Here is a 13,294-nt window from a genome sequence, read left to right as displayed (position 1 = left end):
CGCCAAAGTACCTATGCGCGACCGATTCCCGTCGGTTCGGGGCTCCGTAGGTTCATGGGCAACGGAGCTCGCCGGAACCGCCGGAAGCCCGGAACACCCCACGAAGGACGGTCGCCATGACCACGAACATCGACTACACCGCCCTGGCCGAGCGTTACATCGCCGTGTGGAACGAGACCGACCCGGCCGCCCGGCGCAAGCTGGTCGAGGGGCTGTACACGGAGGACGCCGGGTACGTCGACCCGCTGGTGTCGGCCTTCGGGCACGACGCGATCGACGCGACGCTCGGCGCGGTGCAGAGCCAGTTCCCGAACCTGGTCTTCACCCTGGGCGGGGCCGTCGACGGGCACCACGACCTGGCGCGTTTCACGTGGAACCTCGGCCCGGCGGGCGCGGAGGCCATCGTGGTCGGCTTCGATGTGATCCACATCGCCGAGGACGGCCGGATCGGGCGGGTCAGCGGCTTCCTGGACAAGGTGCCGGCGGGGTTGTGAGTCGCCGCGTCGGATTCGGGGCCGGGCGACGGTAGCTCGGCCCCGCGGGTCTTCGTCTCTTCTTTCTTTACGTTCTCGTCTTCGGAAGGAATCACCCATGTCCGCCACCACGACGGCCATCGTTCCCGACGCCGCGACATCGACGCCCCGGCAGTCGTGGGGCGCGCTGCTGGTCCTGCTCGCCGGGATCTTCATCACCACGCTGGACTTCTTCATCGTCAACGTCGCGATCCCGGCCACGCAGGAGGACCTGCATGCCACGCCGGCCGCGATCCAATGGGTGGTCGCGGGCTTCGGCCTCGCGGTCGCCGCCGGGTTGATCACCGCCGGTCGACTGGGCGACATCTACGGCAGACGGCGGATGTTCGCGATCGGTCTGGCCCTGTTCACCGTCGCGTCGGCCGGCTGCGGGCTGGCCGGGAACGCGGAGACGCTGATCGCGGCCCGGGTGGTACAGGGTGCGGCGGCGGCGCTGCTGATGCCGCAGGTGCTGGGCATCGTCAATGTGCTCTACGTGGGCGAGCAGCGGGTCAAAGCGTTCACCGCGTACGGGCTGGCGATGGGCTTCGCGGGGGTGTTCGGTCAGCTGATCGGGGGCGCGCTGATCCAGGCCGATGTGCTCGGGCTCGACTGGCGCAGCATCTACTGGATCAACGTCCCGGTCGGACTGGTCGCGCTGGTGCTGGTGCCGAGGGTGATTCCGGAGACGCGCGGCGGGGGTGGCACCCGGCTCGACCCGGTGGGCACCGTACTGGTCACGCTCGGTCTGGTCGCCGTGGTGTTGCCGCTGGTCCAGGGCCGGGAGCAGGGCTGGCCGCTGTGGACCTGGTTGTCGCTCGGCGTCGCCCCGCTGCTGCTCGGCGCGTTCACGCTGTACCAGCGCCGGCTCGCCGGGAACGCCGGCGCGCCGCTGGTGGATCCGGTGTTGTTCCGGGAGCGGCCGTTCTCGGTGGGCATCACGACGGCGCTGGTGTACGGCCTGGTGAACGCGGCGTTCTTCCTGATCCTGGCGCTGTACCTCCAGCTGGGCCACGGGATGTCGGCGTTGGACTCGGGGCTGCTGTTCATCGCGCTCGGGGTCGGGTACTTCCTGTCCTCGGCGGTCTCGGGGCGGATCGCCGCGGGGCTGGGTCGGCAGGTGCTGGCGCTCGGCGCGCTGGTGCAGGGCGCGGGGCAGGTGGCGCTCGTGGAGACGGTGTCGAACACGCACGAGACGTTGTGGCTGATCCCGGGGCTGGCGCTGACCGGGTTCGGGATGGGGCTGGTGATGGGCCCGATGGCGGCGACGGTGCTGGCCGGGATCGGGGCGCGGCACGCCGGTTCGGCGGCGGGCCTGCTGTCCACGGCGCAGCAGGTGGGCGGGGCGCTGGGGGTGGCCCTGGTGGGCATCGTCTTCTACGACACGCTGGGTGACGCGCCGACGGCGGGCACCTTCGGGGACGCGTTCGTGAACGGGCTTTGGCTGCTGACGGCCTTCTGCGCGGTGGTTGCGGCGCTGGTGCAGCTGCTGCCGGGGCGGCGAGCGGGCTCGGGCGCGGTGGGTGAGGCTGCGAAGGCGGGGGAACCGGTGGCCAAGGTGGAGGCGCTGGTGTGAGGTCTCCGGTGTGAGGCTTCGGGTGAGTGTGGTGAGCGGCGGCGGGGCCCGATGGGTCCCGCCGCCGCTTTGTTCGTGTTGCGGGTGGTTCTACTCGGCGTGTCTGGCCGCGTAGCGGCGGGCTTTGGTGCGGTTTCCGCATACGCGCATCGAGCACCAGCGTCGGCTGCGGTTCTTGGAGACGTCCCAGAAGACCCAGTGGCAGCCGTGCTCCGGGCAGCGCTTGAGGCGGGTCGCCTCGCCGCTGCCGACCAGGGTGCTCCAGGCGATGGCCAGTTTGGCCAACGCCCGCTGTAGGGGCGGGAGTTCGGGGCTCGGCACGAGGATGGCGGGGTGCTCGTCGTGGCCCAGTTCGACGACCAGGGGCAATGTGCGGGTCACCTCGTCGGCGCGCCGGAGCAGATCCGGGTCGGGTGCATCCCCGACGGGTACGCCCAGCCGTTCGCGCAGGCCGGCCCGCAGTGCGAGCGCGGCGGTGAACTCGGTGGGGCCGATCGGGACGTCGGGATCGAGCAGCCCCTGCTCGGCCAGCCATGCGCCGAGTCGGGCGGGGGTGTCCACGTCGTCGGTGCCGAGTTCGACATCGACCGTGTTGACGAACGCCTGGACGAGCAGGGCCGCGGCGGGTGCCTCGGGCATCGGCGCCTCCGTCTTCGGGTCGATTCGGCCGCAGGTCCCACCCTACTGCGACTAACCGGCTATCGCTTTTACCGGTTGACGCTTCGCGCGGGTCGATGCCAGGATCCACGGGAGGCGGGTCAACCGGTAAACGGCTTTGGTGGTTAGGGGTGGGCGATGGCCTTGCGGGGCGTGCGAACCGAGCGGGCCGTCGCGTCCGCCGCACCACGCGAGGGCGGTGCTCGGGCGCGGAACACCGCCGTCCTGTTGGCCTTCACCGTGGTCACCAACCTGGCCGACGGCATCACCAAGATCGTGTTGCCGGTGCTGGCCGCCCGGGCCACCGATTCGCCGGCGCTGGTCACGCTGGTGTCGCTGGCCCTGTCGCTGCCGTGGTTGCTGGTCGCGTTGCACGTGGGCGTGCTGGTGGATCGGGTCGACCGGCGTCGATTGTTGTGGCTGGCCGGCGGGCTGCGGCTGGTGGCGATCGGGGGGCTGCTCGCGATCGTTTTGGCGGGTGAGGCCGGCATCGTCGTGCTGGGGCTCGGCGGTCTCGTGCTCGGGGTGGCCGAGGTGATCGCGCTCACCTCGACCGCGGCGCTGGTCCCGGTGATCGTGCCGAGGGCGGACCGGGAGCGGGCCAACGCGCTGATCACCGGGGCGGAGACGGCCGCGAACGAGTTCGCGGGGCCGTTCGTCGGCGGGTTGTTGCTGGCCGCGGGCACCGGTCTGGCGTTGGGGGCGACGTGGGTGGCGTACCTTGCCGCGAGTCTGTTGCTGCTTTTGCTGACCGGGCGGTTTCGGGTGGTCGGGCGGGCGGGGGTGGCGGGCGGGGACGAGGGTGGGTCGGATGGGCTCGATGTGCCCGAAGCGCCCGCCACGGTCAATGCGCAGATCGCCGAGGGGCTGCGTTACCTCTGGGGGCATCGCCTCCTGCGCACGATGACGTTGATCCTCACCGTGTTGTTCGCGAGTTGGGGCGCGTGGCTGGCGCTGATGCCGCTGGTCGCGCACGACACGATGCACATGTCCGCCCGGGAGTACGGGGTCGTGCTGAGCGCGCTCGGCGTCGGCGGACTGCTCGGGGCGGTGCTGGTGGGCCGGCTGAACCGGCTGCTGGGCCACCGGCGGGTGATGCTGGCCGATCTGATCGCCACGATCGTGATGATGGCGGTGCCGGCGGTGACCACCGCGATGTGGGCGATCGCCGGCGCGGCGTTCGTCGGCGGATTGGGCGGCACGCTGTGGTCGGTCAACGCCCGGTTGATCGCGCAGAACCTGGTCCCCGAGCACATGATGGGCCGCTACAGCGGCGCCGCCCGCCTGCTCGGATGGGGCGCGATCCCCGTCGGCGCGGGCCTGATCGGCGTGCTCGCCGAGTGGTTCGGTATCCGGGTGGCGTTCCTGGCCTTCGCCGTCGCCGCAGCCGCGACGATCCCGCCGTACCTGCGGGTGGTCACCGACGCCCGGTTGGCCCCCGCGTTCCGTGTGCACGGGGCGGAGGGGACGGGGGCGGAGAAGACCGGGTCGCAGGAAAGGCCGACGAAGGAGCCGAGGACACGTTAGGCGGCGCCCCCGGGTGACCCGCGGTGGACGCGGCGGCCCGGGTCGCCCGGCCGCTTCTCAGCGCGGCGGTTCCGGCCACATTCGGCCCGCCGGGAGGTCCGGGCCGTCGATGATCGCGCTGAGCATGCGCAGGTTCTCGGCGAACACCTCGGCCGCCTCGGGGCCGATCGTCCGGCTGATCATGCCGTCGACGTCCTTGACCACGCGCCGGCCCTCGGCGACGCCGGCGCTGCCGAGTTCGGTCAGCTCCAGAAGCACCACCCGCTTGTGTACCGGGTGGGGGCGGCGGACGATCCAGCCGACGCGTTCCAGCGCCAGCATCGCGGTGGTCACGCTCTGGGGGGTGATGTGGTGCGCGCGGGCGAGGTCGGCGGCGGACAACGCGCCGTTTTCGTCGAGCCGACCGGCCAGGCCCAGTTGGTTGATCGAGACGCCGATGCCTTCCAGACGCTCGTTGAGCAGTCGCTGTACCGACTGCTGGGCGCGCCAGAGCAGATGGGGCAGCTGCTCGCTCCACGCGGCGGCGGCGACTTCCCGGTGGGCGGGCATCACACGTTTCCCTTCTTCGTACGGCCGGGGGTACCGGGGGGCGCACCCCGTGGGTGCCTCACCGGTCACCGTAGGGCACGTCCGTCGCCGGGCCGGGCCACGTCGACGTCCATGTTCGCAGGTGAGGTGCATGTTCCCAGACGACGCGCATATTCGCAGGAGGCACTCATGTTTTAAGTATGCATACAAGTTCGCAGGCTTCTGATAACTTGACAGCCTTCGATTACTTGGAAGGCTGTCTCACCATGCCCACGACCCCGCAGTCCACCCCGCCCGCAACGAGTCCGCCGCCGACCGGGGCCGTGGCCCGGCCGGCGCTCACCGTGGTGCTCGCCTGTCTCGGGGTCTTCGCCTCGTACGTGCCCATCGGCGGGGTCGCGGTGTCCCTGCCGACCATCCAGCGCGGGCTCGGCGCGTCCACGAGCGATCTCCAGTGGATCAGCGACTTCTTCATCCTGCCGATGGCGGCGCTGATCCTGACCTTCGGCCTGATCGGCGACCTGTACGGGCGCAAGAAGGCATTCCTGGCCGGGCTCGGCCTGCTCGCCGTCGGCGCGGCCGTCAACCTGACCGCGCACAGCGTGGCCCAGGTCTGGGTGGGCCAGGCCCTCTCCGGCGCGGGCGGCGCGGCGCTGCTGACCTCCAGCCTGGCGCTGATCAGCCACGCCTACCCCGACTTCCGGGCCCGGGCCAAGGCGATATCCGCGTGGGCCGCGTCCCTGGGCCTGGGCATGTCCCTGGGCCCGCTGTTGAGCGGGACGATCCTGGAACACGCCTCCTGGCGCTGGATCTTCGCGCCGACCGTGCTGGTCTGCCTGATCGGCGCGGTGATCGCGGCGGTGCTCCTGGAGGACTCGCGCTCGGCGCACGGCCGCGCGATCGACGTCCCCGGTCAGCTCACCGCGATCGTGGCGATCTCCGGCCTGATCTACGGCGTGATCGAGGGCGGCACCAGCGGCTGGACGCACGGTCCGGTCCTGGCCGCGTTCGCGCTCGCGGTGCTGGGCCTGGTGGCGTTCGTGTGGGTCGAGCGCCGTTCGGCGACGCCGATGTTGTCGCTGGACCTGTTCTCCTCGCGGGCCTTCAGCGGCGCCGGCGTGGTGACCATGCTGACCATGTTCGGCCTGGTCGGGATCGTCTTCTCGCTCAGCCTGTTCTTCGGCAACGTCCAGCACCTGAGCGCCCTCGAGATCGCCTACCGCTTCCTGCTCGTCAACGGTCTCGGCGTGGTGTTCGGCCCGGTGGTCGGCCGGCTGGTCGGGCGGATCGCCCCGGGCCTGCTGCTGACCGGCGGCCTGACGCTCACCGGGATCGGCATGCTGGCTCTGAACACGCTGGACAAGGACACCGGATTCACCACGCTGATGGCCCCGTTGATGGTGATCGGTATCGGCTTCGCCTTCGTCATGACGCCGATCACCTCGATCGCGGTGAGCAGTGTCCCGCACCACCTGGCCGGCATGGCGAGCGCGGGCAACAACACGCTGCGCCAACTCGGCGGCGCGCTCGGCCCGGCGGTCCTGGGCGCGGTCCTGACCAGCCGGATCAGCGCGGGCCTGCCGGGCCACCTGGCCGACTCCGGGCTGGCCGACGCCGACCGCGAACACGTGCGCGCGGCCGTGTCGGACGAGGGGCTGTCGGCGGCCGGCCATCTGGGTCTGGCGCCCGAGCCCACGGGCAGGGCGCTCGGCGCGATCGGCGACAGCTTCGTGGACGCGATGCACGTCTGCATGACGATCGCGGGGGTGGCCATGTTCGCGGCCGCCGTGATCACGGTGCTGACGATCGGGGTGCGGCGGGCGAAGCCGCACGGGAGTACGGCCGTTCTGGCGTCGGGTCCGGGAACGTCGGGTCGGGTGCCGGCGCAGGGCTCCGCCGCGACGGTGGCGGCCGGTACCGGTTCGGGGGCGGGCTCGGGCGGGGCCTGAGTCCCGATGCGACGACGAAGCCGCTCGCCCGTCGGCGAGCGGCTTCGTCGTCTGTGGGGCGACTCGGCTAGGCCGCCGCCCGGCGCCCGCGCAGGCCGAACGCGGTCACCGCCGCGCCCAGCGCCACCCCGACCAGCGGCACGATCAGCGCCGTGCGGAAGCCGTCCAACTCGGAGCCGCCCACACCGGCCAGGACCGCGGTGACCGTCGACAGGCCCAGCGCCGCGCCGAACTGGAAGGCGGTGTACAGGAGTCCGCCGGCCAGGCCCTGTTCGTCCTCGTCGATGCCGTCGGTCGCGGCGATGGTGAGCGGGCCGTACGCCAGCGCGAAGGCCAGACCGAGCAGCAGCATCGTCGGGAACATCGCCATGTAGGAGGTGTCGCCGTCGATCGACAGGAACAGCGCGTACGCCGCGGCGGCCGCCACCATCCCGCCGAGGATCACCCGCAGGTTCCCGAAGCGCTCCACCAGTCGCGGTGTCAGCGTCGGCGCGAGTACTGCGTCGGCCCCGACCGCGAGCAGCGCGAAACTGGTCTCCAGGGTCGACCAGCCGCGGATCTCCTGGAGGTAGAAGACCGCGATGAACTGGAACCCGAAGAACGAGCCCGCGAACAACATCGCGCCCAGGTTCGCCCGGACCAGCGCGCCCGAGCGCAGGATGCCGAGGCGTACCAGCGGATTCGCCGCGCGTCGTTCGATGGCCACGAAGGCGAGCAGGAGGGCGACCCCGCCCGCGAAGACCACGATCGTCCGGCCCGGGCCGTCGGCGGGGTGTTCGAGCCGGACCACGCCGTAGACCAGCAGCAACATCGAGCCGGTCACGCTGATCGCGCCGACGAGGTCGAAGCCCCCGCCGGCCTCCGGCCGCTCGTCCCGGGGGATCAGCGCCGACGCCGCCGCCAGGATCACCGCGGCGAGCGCGACCGGTACGAAGAACACCAACCGCCAATCGATCGCGGTCAGCAGTCCGCCGATCACCAGGCCGAGCGAGAAGCCGCCCGCGGCGGTGCCCGCGTAGAAGAGCAGTGCCCGGTTGCGCTGCGGCCCCTCCGGGAAGCCGGTGGTGATGATGGACAGCCCGGCGGGGGTCATGAAGGCGGCCGAGGCGCCGGTCACGAAGCGGGCCACGATCAGCATCCAGCCCTCGGTGGCGAATCCGCCCAGGCCGGAGAAGACCAGGAAGACGGTCAGCCACAGGAGGAACATCCGCCGCCGGCCGAGCAGATCGGCGGTGCGGCCGCCGAGGAGCATGAAGCCGGCGTAGGCGAGCACGTACGCGCTCATCACCCAGCTCACGCCACCGGTGGACATGCCCAGGTCCTCGCGGATGGTGGGCAGCGCGACGTTGAGCATCGCGATGTCGATGCCCTCGAGGAAGATCGCGCCGCAGAGGACGAGCAGCATGCCCCAGGCGCGGGGGCTCATTCGGCCGGCGGGGGCGTCGCCGGGGGTGGATTCGGGGGCGGATTCGGCGGCGCTGCCGGGTGCGGACGTGGATGTGGACATGCGACAGCCCCTCGGGACGCGGGTGGGTGGGATCGCGGTGGGATCGGGGTGCCGGGGGCGGTTCTTCGGACGAACCCGGTTCCCTCTTGTAACCGACCCCATCCTTCGGCAGCATCGACTTCCATGGAAGAAGGCACTTCGAAGGAACCGACCCCCTGCCCGAGTAACCAGGAGGACTACGACGCCCTCCAGTGGGACGTGCGCGAGGGGTGCGAGGTCCGGCAGATCCTCGACCGGGTCGCCGACAAGTGGTCGCTTCTGGTGATCGCGATCCTGGAGAGCCGTACGTTGCGCTTCACCGAGTTGCGGCGGGAGATCGACGGGATCAGCCAGCGCATGCTCACCGTGACGCTGCGCCAGCTCGAACGCGACGGCCTGGTGCGCCGCACGGTGTATCCGGTCGTGCCGCCTCGGGTGGACTACGCGCTCACCCCGATGGGGACCACGCTGCACACCACGATCCGCTCGCTGGTCACCTGGACCGAGGAACATCAGGAACGCATCGCCGAGGCGCGGGCGGAGTACGACGCGCGTGTGGGAGCGGAAGGCGACCTGGCCGTGGCGGCGGGGCGGTCGGTGTCGGGATAGGTCGGGGTAGTGGGCGCGGTGCCGGCCCGGGGGCGATTTTCGAATCCGGGTTCGGGGTCTGCCCACACCTGTTCGGTGTCGCTCGATGTCGCGTATTCGCCTCGGCTCGGCCGGACCGGTGAATGTCCGGTTCGAAAAGGACGGGCAGGCCGGGCGAAACAGCGGAGCCTCGGGAGTGGTATCCCCGCGATCGGCCCATTTCGCGGATGCGGCGACGTTTGCGGAGGTCGGACGGCGGATCCTTGCCGCCAATCGTTGCCAAATCGGTCCAAGATCGACTTACGGGATTCCGAGTGCTTTTCCTGTGATACGACGACCGGTGAAACGGAACTCTTGGCAAAGATTTGGTAATGTAGAGACTCGGGGTGAGGGTCGTGACACGCCTGTGACTATCGTTCTGCGATAGGCGAGCGGCTCCACGTCGGCCACCCGGTCGACACGATCGCCTCCGCCGAATTCGGTGACGGGTTTCGGTGACGGTGGGCAACCGCGGTCGTCGCGACACGAAGCCGGAACCGGGGACCCTCGCAGTCCCTGGGGTGAATCGGTGCTCCGGCACCGTAGGGCGCCTTCTTCCGCCCGAACCCGTCAGCTAACCCGGTAGGCGGCCGAGGAAGGAGACCGCCGCCAGTGGCGTCCCAGCGTCGATCCGGGCAGCACCGCAAGCCCAAGCCCCGCACCGCCGTGCGTACAGCCGCGACCGTGGTCACGGCCGCCGCGACGATGACCGGTGTGATGACCTTCGCCGGCACCGCGAGCGCGGACCCCGCGCAGTCGTTCCAGCAGACCAAGGACCGCGTCAACCAGCTGCACAGCGAGGCGATCAAGGCCACCGAAGCCGCCAACGGCGTCGACGAGCAGATCACCAAGCAGCAGGGCACCGCGAACCAGACCCAGGCCCGGATTACCGAGGAACAGGCCGCGCTCAACACGCTGCGCGACCAGATCGGTGTCCTGGCGGCCAACCAGTACCGCAGCGGCGGCCTCCCGCCGTCGCTCTCGCTCGCGCTCAGCGGCGACCCCGAGGGCTACCTGCAGAAGTCGCAGATGTTGTCCCAGCTCGACGGCCAGCAGGCCGCGAAGCTGAAGCAGATCGCGGCGCAGGCCCGAGTTCTCCAGCAGGACCGCACCGAGGCCTCCTCGCAGCTCGCGGAACTGGAGAAGCTGCGCACCGAGCTGAACCGGCACAAGGGCGAGATCCAGAACAAGCTCACCGAGGCGCAGCGCCTGCTGAACACGCTCACCGCGCAGCAGCAGAAGGAAGTCCTCGACTCGAACGAGCACAAGAACGACGCCGGTTCGCGCACCGAGACCGACCGCAGCTCGCGCGACAAGACGGACCCGCCGACGACGGGCAAGGACGTTCCCGTGTCCGGCCGGGCGGCGGCCGCGATCGCGTTCGCGCGCGCCCAGATCGGCAAGCCGTACGCGCCGCGAGGCGTCGGCCCCGACTCGTACGACTGCTCGGGCCTGACCCAGGCCTCGTGGCGAGCGGCCAACGTCTCGCTCAGCCGCACGACGTGGACCCAGGTCAACGACGGCCCGCGGATCTCCAAGGACGCGCTCAAGCCGGGCGACCTGGTGTTCTACTTCTCGGACAACTCGCACGTGGGCATGTACATCGGCAACGGCAAGATCATCCACGCCCCCCGCCCCGGCAAGAACGTAACCGAGGCCCCCCTGGACTCCATGCCGTTCTACGCGGCCGTCCGCCCGGGCTAGACCGAACGACCGCGCGCGAGCACGCGCGCGTTCACGGCGATCGGTCCCGGGAAGCGCGGCACCCACCTCCCGGACCGATCGCCGTCGTCGTTGCCGCCGGTGCTTCGGGGCACGCGGTATCTCGGGTTGCCCTGCCTGCCCTGCCTTGCCTTGGCGAAGGTTCCGGGAACCGGGGTAGGCGTGTGGACCATGGGTCGTATATCGGTGGGCACTTGTTCGTGGACCGACTCCGCCTTGGTCTCCAGTGGTTGGTATCCGGCCGAATGCCGGGACGCGGAACACCGACTTCGGTACTACGCACGGCAGTTCCCGGTGGTCGAGGTGGACGCGACCTACTACGCGTTGCCCAGCATCCGCAACAGTCTGCTGTGGGTGGACCGTACGCCTGACGGATTCACCTTCGACGTCAAGGCGTTCTCGCTGCTCACCGGGCATCCCACCAGGCCGGGTTCGTTGCCGGCGGAGCTGCGGTCCCTGCTGCCGCCACGGGTGCGCCCGGGTGCTGTCGACGATCGTTTGTCGGACGAGGTCTGGCAACGGTTCAGCGGGGCGCTGCTGCCGTTGCGCGAGGCAGGACGTCTCGGCACGTTGCTCTTTCAGTTCCCGCCGTCCTTGGCGCCTGGTGCGGCCGCCACACGCTTCCTTCGCGACTGCGTCGAGCGGGCCCAAGGGTGGCCGCTCGCCGTCGAGTTCCGGCATCCGCTCTGGTGGCAGGACGAACATCGCGCCGCGACGACGGCTCTCCTCGAACGCCACGGCGTCGCCGCGGTGGCGGTCGACACGGCGCAGTCGCTGCCCACGTCCATCCCCCCGGTTGCCGTGGCCACCACGTCCGAACTGGCGGTGGTTCGTTTCCACGGCCGCAACCGGGCCTGGGGAAGCGGCTCGAAGGAAGAACGGTTCCGCCACACCTATACGAGCGCGCAACTGGCCGAGTGGGTGCCCCGAGTGCGCATGCTGGCCGAAACCGTCGACCGGATACACGTGTTGTTCAACAATTGTTGTGCCGACGCAGCCGCCCGGGCAGCCGAAACAATGCGCGGCCTACTCGACGGGTAGGGACCCGGAACGTGTCGTCGAACGGCGACGAGTCCGGCCGGCCCGGCCGATCGACCGACCGACCACGGACGGTAACGATATGGCCATCACCGAGGCCCGACGAGAGGGTGGCCGGCAGCCATGTGCGTCCATTGTGCACACTCCGACCGTTTCGCGGCGCCCCGTGCTCCCGCCCGTACGAGCCCACATCCCCGCAGGTCACGGCGTGTCCGGGGATACTCGCAGCATGTTCGATCCGATACCGGTACTCTGCCGGTGGGCAAAAAGCGGATCACCGCCGGACGCCCGACGGGGCCGTTAGCTCAATTGGCAGAGCAGCGGACTTTTAATCCGCGGGTTCAGGGTTCGATCCCCTGACGGCCCACCCGCGTCAGGGCCGGCTTTAGGCTGCTGACCAGCACGAACACCGCGCACTGCGGTCTTCTTCACGGCCCTGGACCTTTGGTCCGGGACCGCTTGCGTGAGCGGTGCGTGAGCGGACGTCCCGGCATCAGGTCCCACAGGAGCGGCCGGGGCATTACCGGCGGGCTCGGCGAACTGCTCGGCGGCGGGTTCGACCACGGCCTTCGGGGCGCGCGGGACGATCTGGCCAGCGGCCTCGGCCAGGGCCCGGTCGACCTGCGGCAGCACGCTCGTGTAGGTGTTGGCCGTCAGCACGTAGGACGCGTGGCCGAGCAACTCCTGGATGGACTTCATGTCCCCTCCCGCGGCATGGGCGATGGTCGCCGCGCCGTGCCGCAGGTCGTGTAGGCGGATCGGCGGCAGGTCGATCTCCTCGCTCAGCTTGACGAACCGCCGCGTGACGAAGTCCGGGTGCAGCCAGGAGCCGTCCTCCTTGGTGAAGACGCGGCCGGTCTTGACCCACGCGTCACCCCACTCGGCGCGCTCGGCGTCCTGGCGAGCACGGTGCAGGCCGAGCGCCTCGACCGTGGGACCGTCGATTGCGAACGTCCGCTTGCCCGCATCGGACTTGGGCGCGTCCTCGTAGACCTCCCAGCCGTGGACGACCAGTTCGGTGGCGACGGTCACGGTAGCCGCATCGAGTCGGACCTGCGTCCAAGGCAGGCCACACGCCTCGCCGCGCCGCAGGCCCCGGAAGGCGACCAAGTGCCAGAGCGCGTACAGCCGGTCCGACTCGGCGTGGTCGAGGAACCGCCCGGTCTGCTCCGGGGTCCACACCAGCGACGGTTTCGCCCTGGTACGCCGCCACTCGGCGACGTGGTCGTCCGTCCACACCACCGGCTTGGGCCGCGCTGCGGAATCGAGATCCGCGTGGCGCGCCGGGTTGAAGGTGATCAGCTGCTCTTTGATGGCGTCGTTCAGCGCCTTGCGCAGGGTCGCACGGATGTGCTGGCGGCTGGTCGGACCGACCACCTTGCGGCCCCGCGGCTTTTGCGGCGTCCGCTCACCGGCTTTCAGCCGCTCAACCTCCTCCGCAACGAGAGCCGCCCCACGCTCGTGCGCGTCCGTTACGACCGTATCGAGCAACCAGAGCGGCGACCGGGAGAGCAGGAGGTCGGCCTCGGCGATCTGTCTACGGTGTCGCCGACGAGACACGGTCTGCCTATCAACACCTAGATCGTTGATGTGATTTGGCTTAGTGGTCGTAGGCGGTCAGGGAGCGTTTGACTGGGGTGCCGGTTTGCCAGTTGTGCCAGATGGCGGCGTT

Annotated in this window: 10 protein-coding genes, 1 tRNA gene, 1 pseudogene and 1 riboswitch; of the genes and pseudogenes, 8 read left to right on the top strand and 4 right to left on the bottom strand. The window is 70.3% G+C overall.

Annotation, left to right across the window (positions count from 1 at the left end):
* The first annotated feature begins 116 nt into the window (after positions 1-116).
* Positions 117-494: a nuclear transport factor 2 family protein gene (locus tag ACH4XV_RS42350; RefSeq protein ID WP_395798897.1), complete on the top strand. Its 378-nt coding sequence runs from the start codon at positions 117-119 to the stop codon at positions 492-494.
* Between the two features lie 97 nt (positions 495-591).
* A complete protein-coding gene (locus ACH4XV_RS42345; RefSeq protein ID WP_395798895.1) occupies positions 592-2,088 on the top strand; it encodes an MFS transporter in 1,497 nt (498 codons plus the stop codon).
* A gap of 90 nt (positions 2,089-2,178) precedes the next feature.
* Here the strand turns inward: ACH4XV_RS42345 and ACH4XV_RS42340 are convergent, their stop codons facing one another.
* Positions 2,179-2,727, bottom strand: a complete 549-nt coding sequence (locus ACH4XV_RS42340; RefSeq protein WP_395798893.1) for a CGNR zinc finger domain-containing protein — start codon at positions 2,725-2,727, stop codon at positions 2,179-2,181.
* A 156-nt stretch (positions 2,728-2,883) separates the two neighbouring features.
* On the opposite strand from ACH4XV_RS42340, the gene ACH4XV_RS42335 reads away from it, so the two are divergent.
* Positions 2,884-4,272, top strand: a complete 1,389-nt coding sequence (locus ACH4XV_RS42335) for an MFS transporter (RefSeq protein WP_395798891.1) — start codon at positions 2,884-2,886, stop codon at positions 4,270-4,272.
* A 57-nt stretch (positions 4,273-4,329) separates the two neighbouring features.
* Here the strand turns inward: ACH4XV_RS42335 and ACH4XV_RS42330 are convergent, their stop codons facing one another.
* Positions 4,330-4,821, bottom strand: coding sequence for a MarR family winged helix-turn-helix transcriptional regulator (locus tag ACH4XV_RS42330; protein ID WP_395798889.1), 492 nt, complete (start codon positions 4,819-4,821; stop codon positions 4,330-4,332).
* A gap of 245 nt (positions 4,822-5,066) precedes the next feature.
* On the opposite strand from ACH4XV_RS42330, the gene ACH4XV_RS42325 reads away from it, so the two are divergent.
* Entirely contained in the window at positions 5,067-6,749 is a 1,683-nt protein-coding gene (locus ACH4XV_RS42325) for an MFS transporter (protein WP_395798887.1), read from the top strand.
* Between the two features lie 67 nt (positions 6,750-6,816).
* Here ACH4XV_RS42325 and ACH4XV_RS42320 read toward each other — a convergent pair whose 3' ends face one another.
* Complete coding sequence (locus ACH4XV_RS42320) at positions 6,817-8,175, bottom strand: MFS transporter (protein WP_395799017.1); 1,359 nt, start codon at positions 8,173-8,175, stop codon at positions 6,817-6,819.
* Between the two features lie 204 nt (positions 8,176-8,379).
* Between ACH4XV_RS42320 and ACH4XV_RS42315 the strand changes: the two genes are divergently transcribed.
* The 4 genes from ACH4XV_RS42315 to ACH4XV_RS42300 all read left to right on the top strand — a co-directional run bounded on the left by ACH4XV_RS42315 (position 8,380) and on the right by ACH4XV_RS42300 (position 11,989).
* Entirely contained in the window at positions 8,380-8,844 is a 465-nt protein-coding gene (locus ACH4XV_RS42315) for a winged helix-turn-helix transcriptional regulator (RefSeq protein WP_395798885.1), read from the top strand.
* 484 nt (positions 8,845-9,328) lie between these two features.
* Positions 9,329-9,466, top strand: a riboswitch (cyclic di-AMP (ydaO/yuaA leader).
* 8 nt (positions 9,467-9,474) lie between these two features.
* Positions 9,475-10,566 (top strand): NlpC/P60 family protein, encoded by a 1,092-nt coding sequence (locus tag ACH4XV_RS42310; RefSeq protein ID WP_395798883.1) that lies wholly within the window; start codon positions 9,475-9,477, stop codon positions 10,564-10,566.
* Between the two features lie 189 nt (positions 10,567-10,755).
* Entirely contained in the window at positions 10,756-11,625 is an 870-nt protein-coding gene (locus ACH4XV_RS42305; RefSeq protein WP_395798881.1) for a DUF72 domain-containing protein, read from the top strand.
* Between the two features lie 291 nt (positions 11,626-11,916).
* Positions 11,917-11,989: transfer RNA gene (locus ACH4XV_RS42300), tRNA-Lys, on the top strand.
* A gap of 320 nt (positions 11,990-12,309) precedes the next feature.
* Here ACH4XV_RS42300 and ACH4XV_RS42295 read toward each other — a convergent pair.
* Positions 12,310-12,804: pseudogene (locus ACH4XV_RS42295) on the bottom strand (site-specific integrase); the annotation flags it as partial.
* Positions 12,805-13,294 lie beyond the last annotated feature (490 nt).

The organism is Embleya sp. NPDC020630 (assembly GCF_044334985.1).
Classification (GTDB): domain Bacteria; phylum Actinomycetota; class Actinomycetes; order Streptomycetales; family Streptomycetaceae; genus Embleya.
The sequence above is the reverse complement of the archived record's forward strand: the minus strand, read 5'-3'. Positions and strand labels throughout refer to the sequence as shown.

Bases quoted from the DNA above. Each gene is read 5' to 3' on its own strand.
- ACH4XV_RS42350 (WP_395798897.1), top strand. From the start codon at position 117: ATGACCACGAACATCGACTACACCGCCCTGGCCGAGCGTTACATCGCC.
- ACH4XV_RS42345 (WP_395798895.1), top strand. From the start codon at position 592: ATGTCCGCCACCACGACGGCCATCGTTCCCGACGCCGCGACATCGACG.
- ACH4XV_RS42340 (WP_395798893.1), bottom strand. From the start codon at position 2,727: ATGCCCGAGGCACCCGCCGCGGCCCTGCTCGTCCAGGCGTTCGTCAAC.
- ACH4XV_RS42335 (WP_395798891.1), top strand. From the start codon at position 2,884: ATGGCCTTGCGGGGCGTGCGAACCGAGCGGGCCGTCGCGTCCGCCGCA.
- ACH4XV_RS42330 (WP_395798889.1), bottom strand. From the start codon at position 4,821: ATGCCCGCCCACCGGGAAGTCGCCGCCGCCGCGTGGAGCGAGCAGCTG.
- ACH4XV_RS42325 (WP_395798887.1), top strand. From the start codon at position 5,067: ATGCCCACGACCCCGCAGTCCACCCCGCCCGCAACGAGTCCGCCGCCG.
- ACH4XV_RS42320 (WP_395799017.1), bottom strand. From the start codon at position 8,175: ATGAGCCCCCGCGCCTGGGGCATGCTGCTCGTCCTCTGCGGCGCGATC.
- ACH4XV_RS42315 (WP_395798885.1), top strand. From the start codon at position 8,380: ATGGAAGAAGGCACTTCGAAGGAACCGACCCCCTGCCCGAGTAACCAG.
- ACH4XV_RS42305 (WP_395798881.1), top strand. From the start codon at position 10,756: ATGGGTCGTATATCGGTGGGCACTTGTTCGTGGACCGACTCCGCCTTG.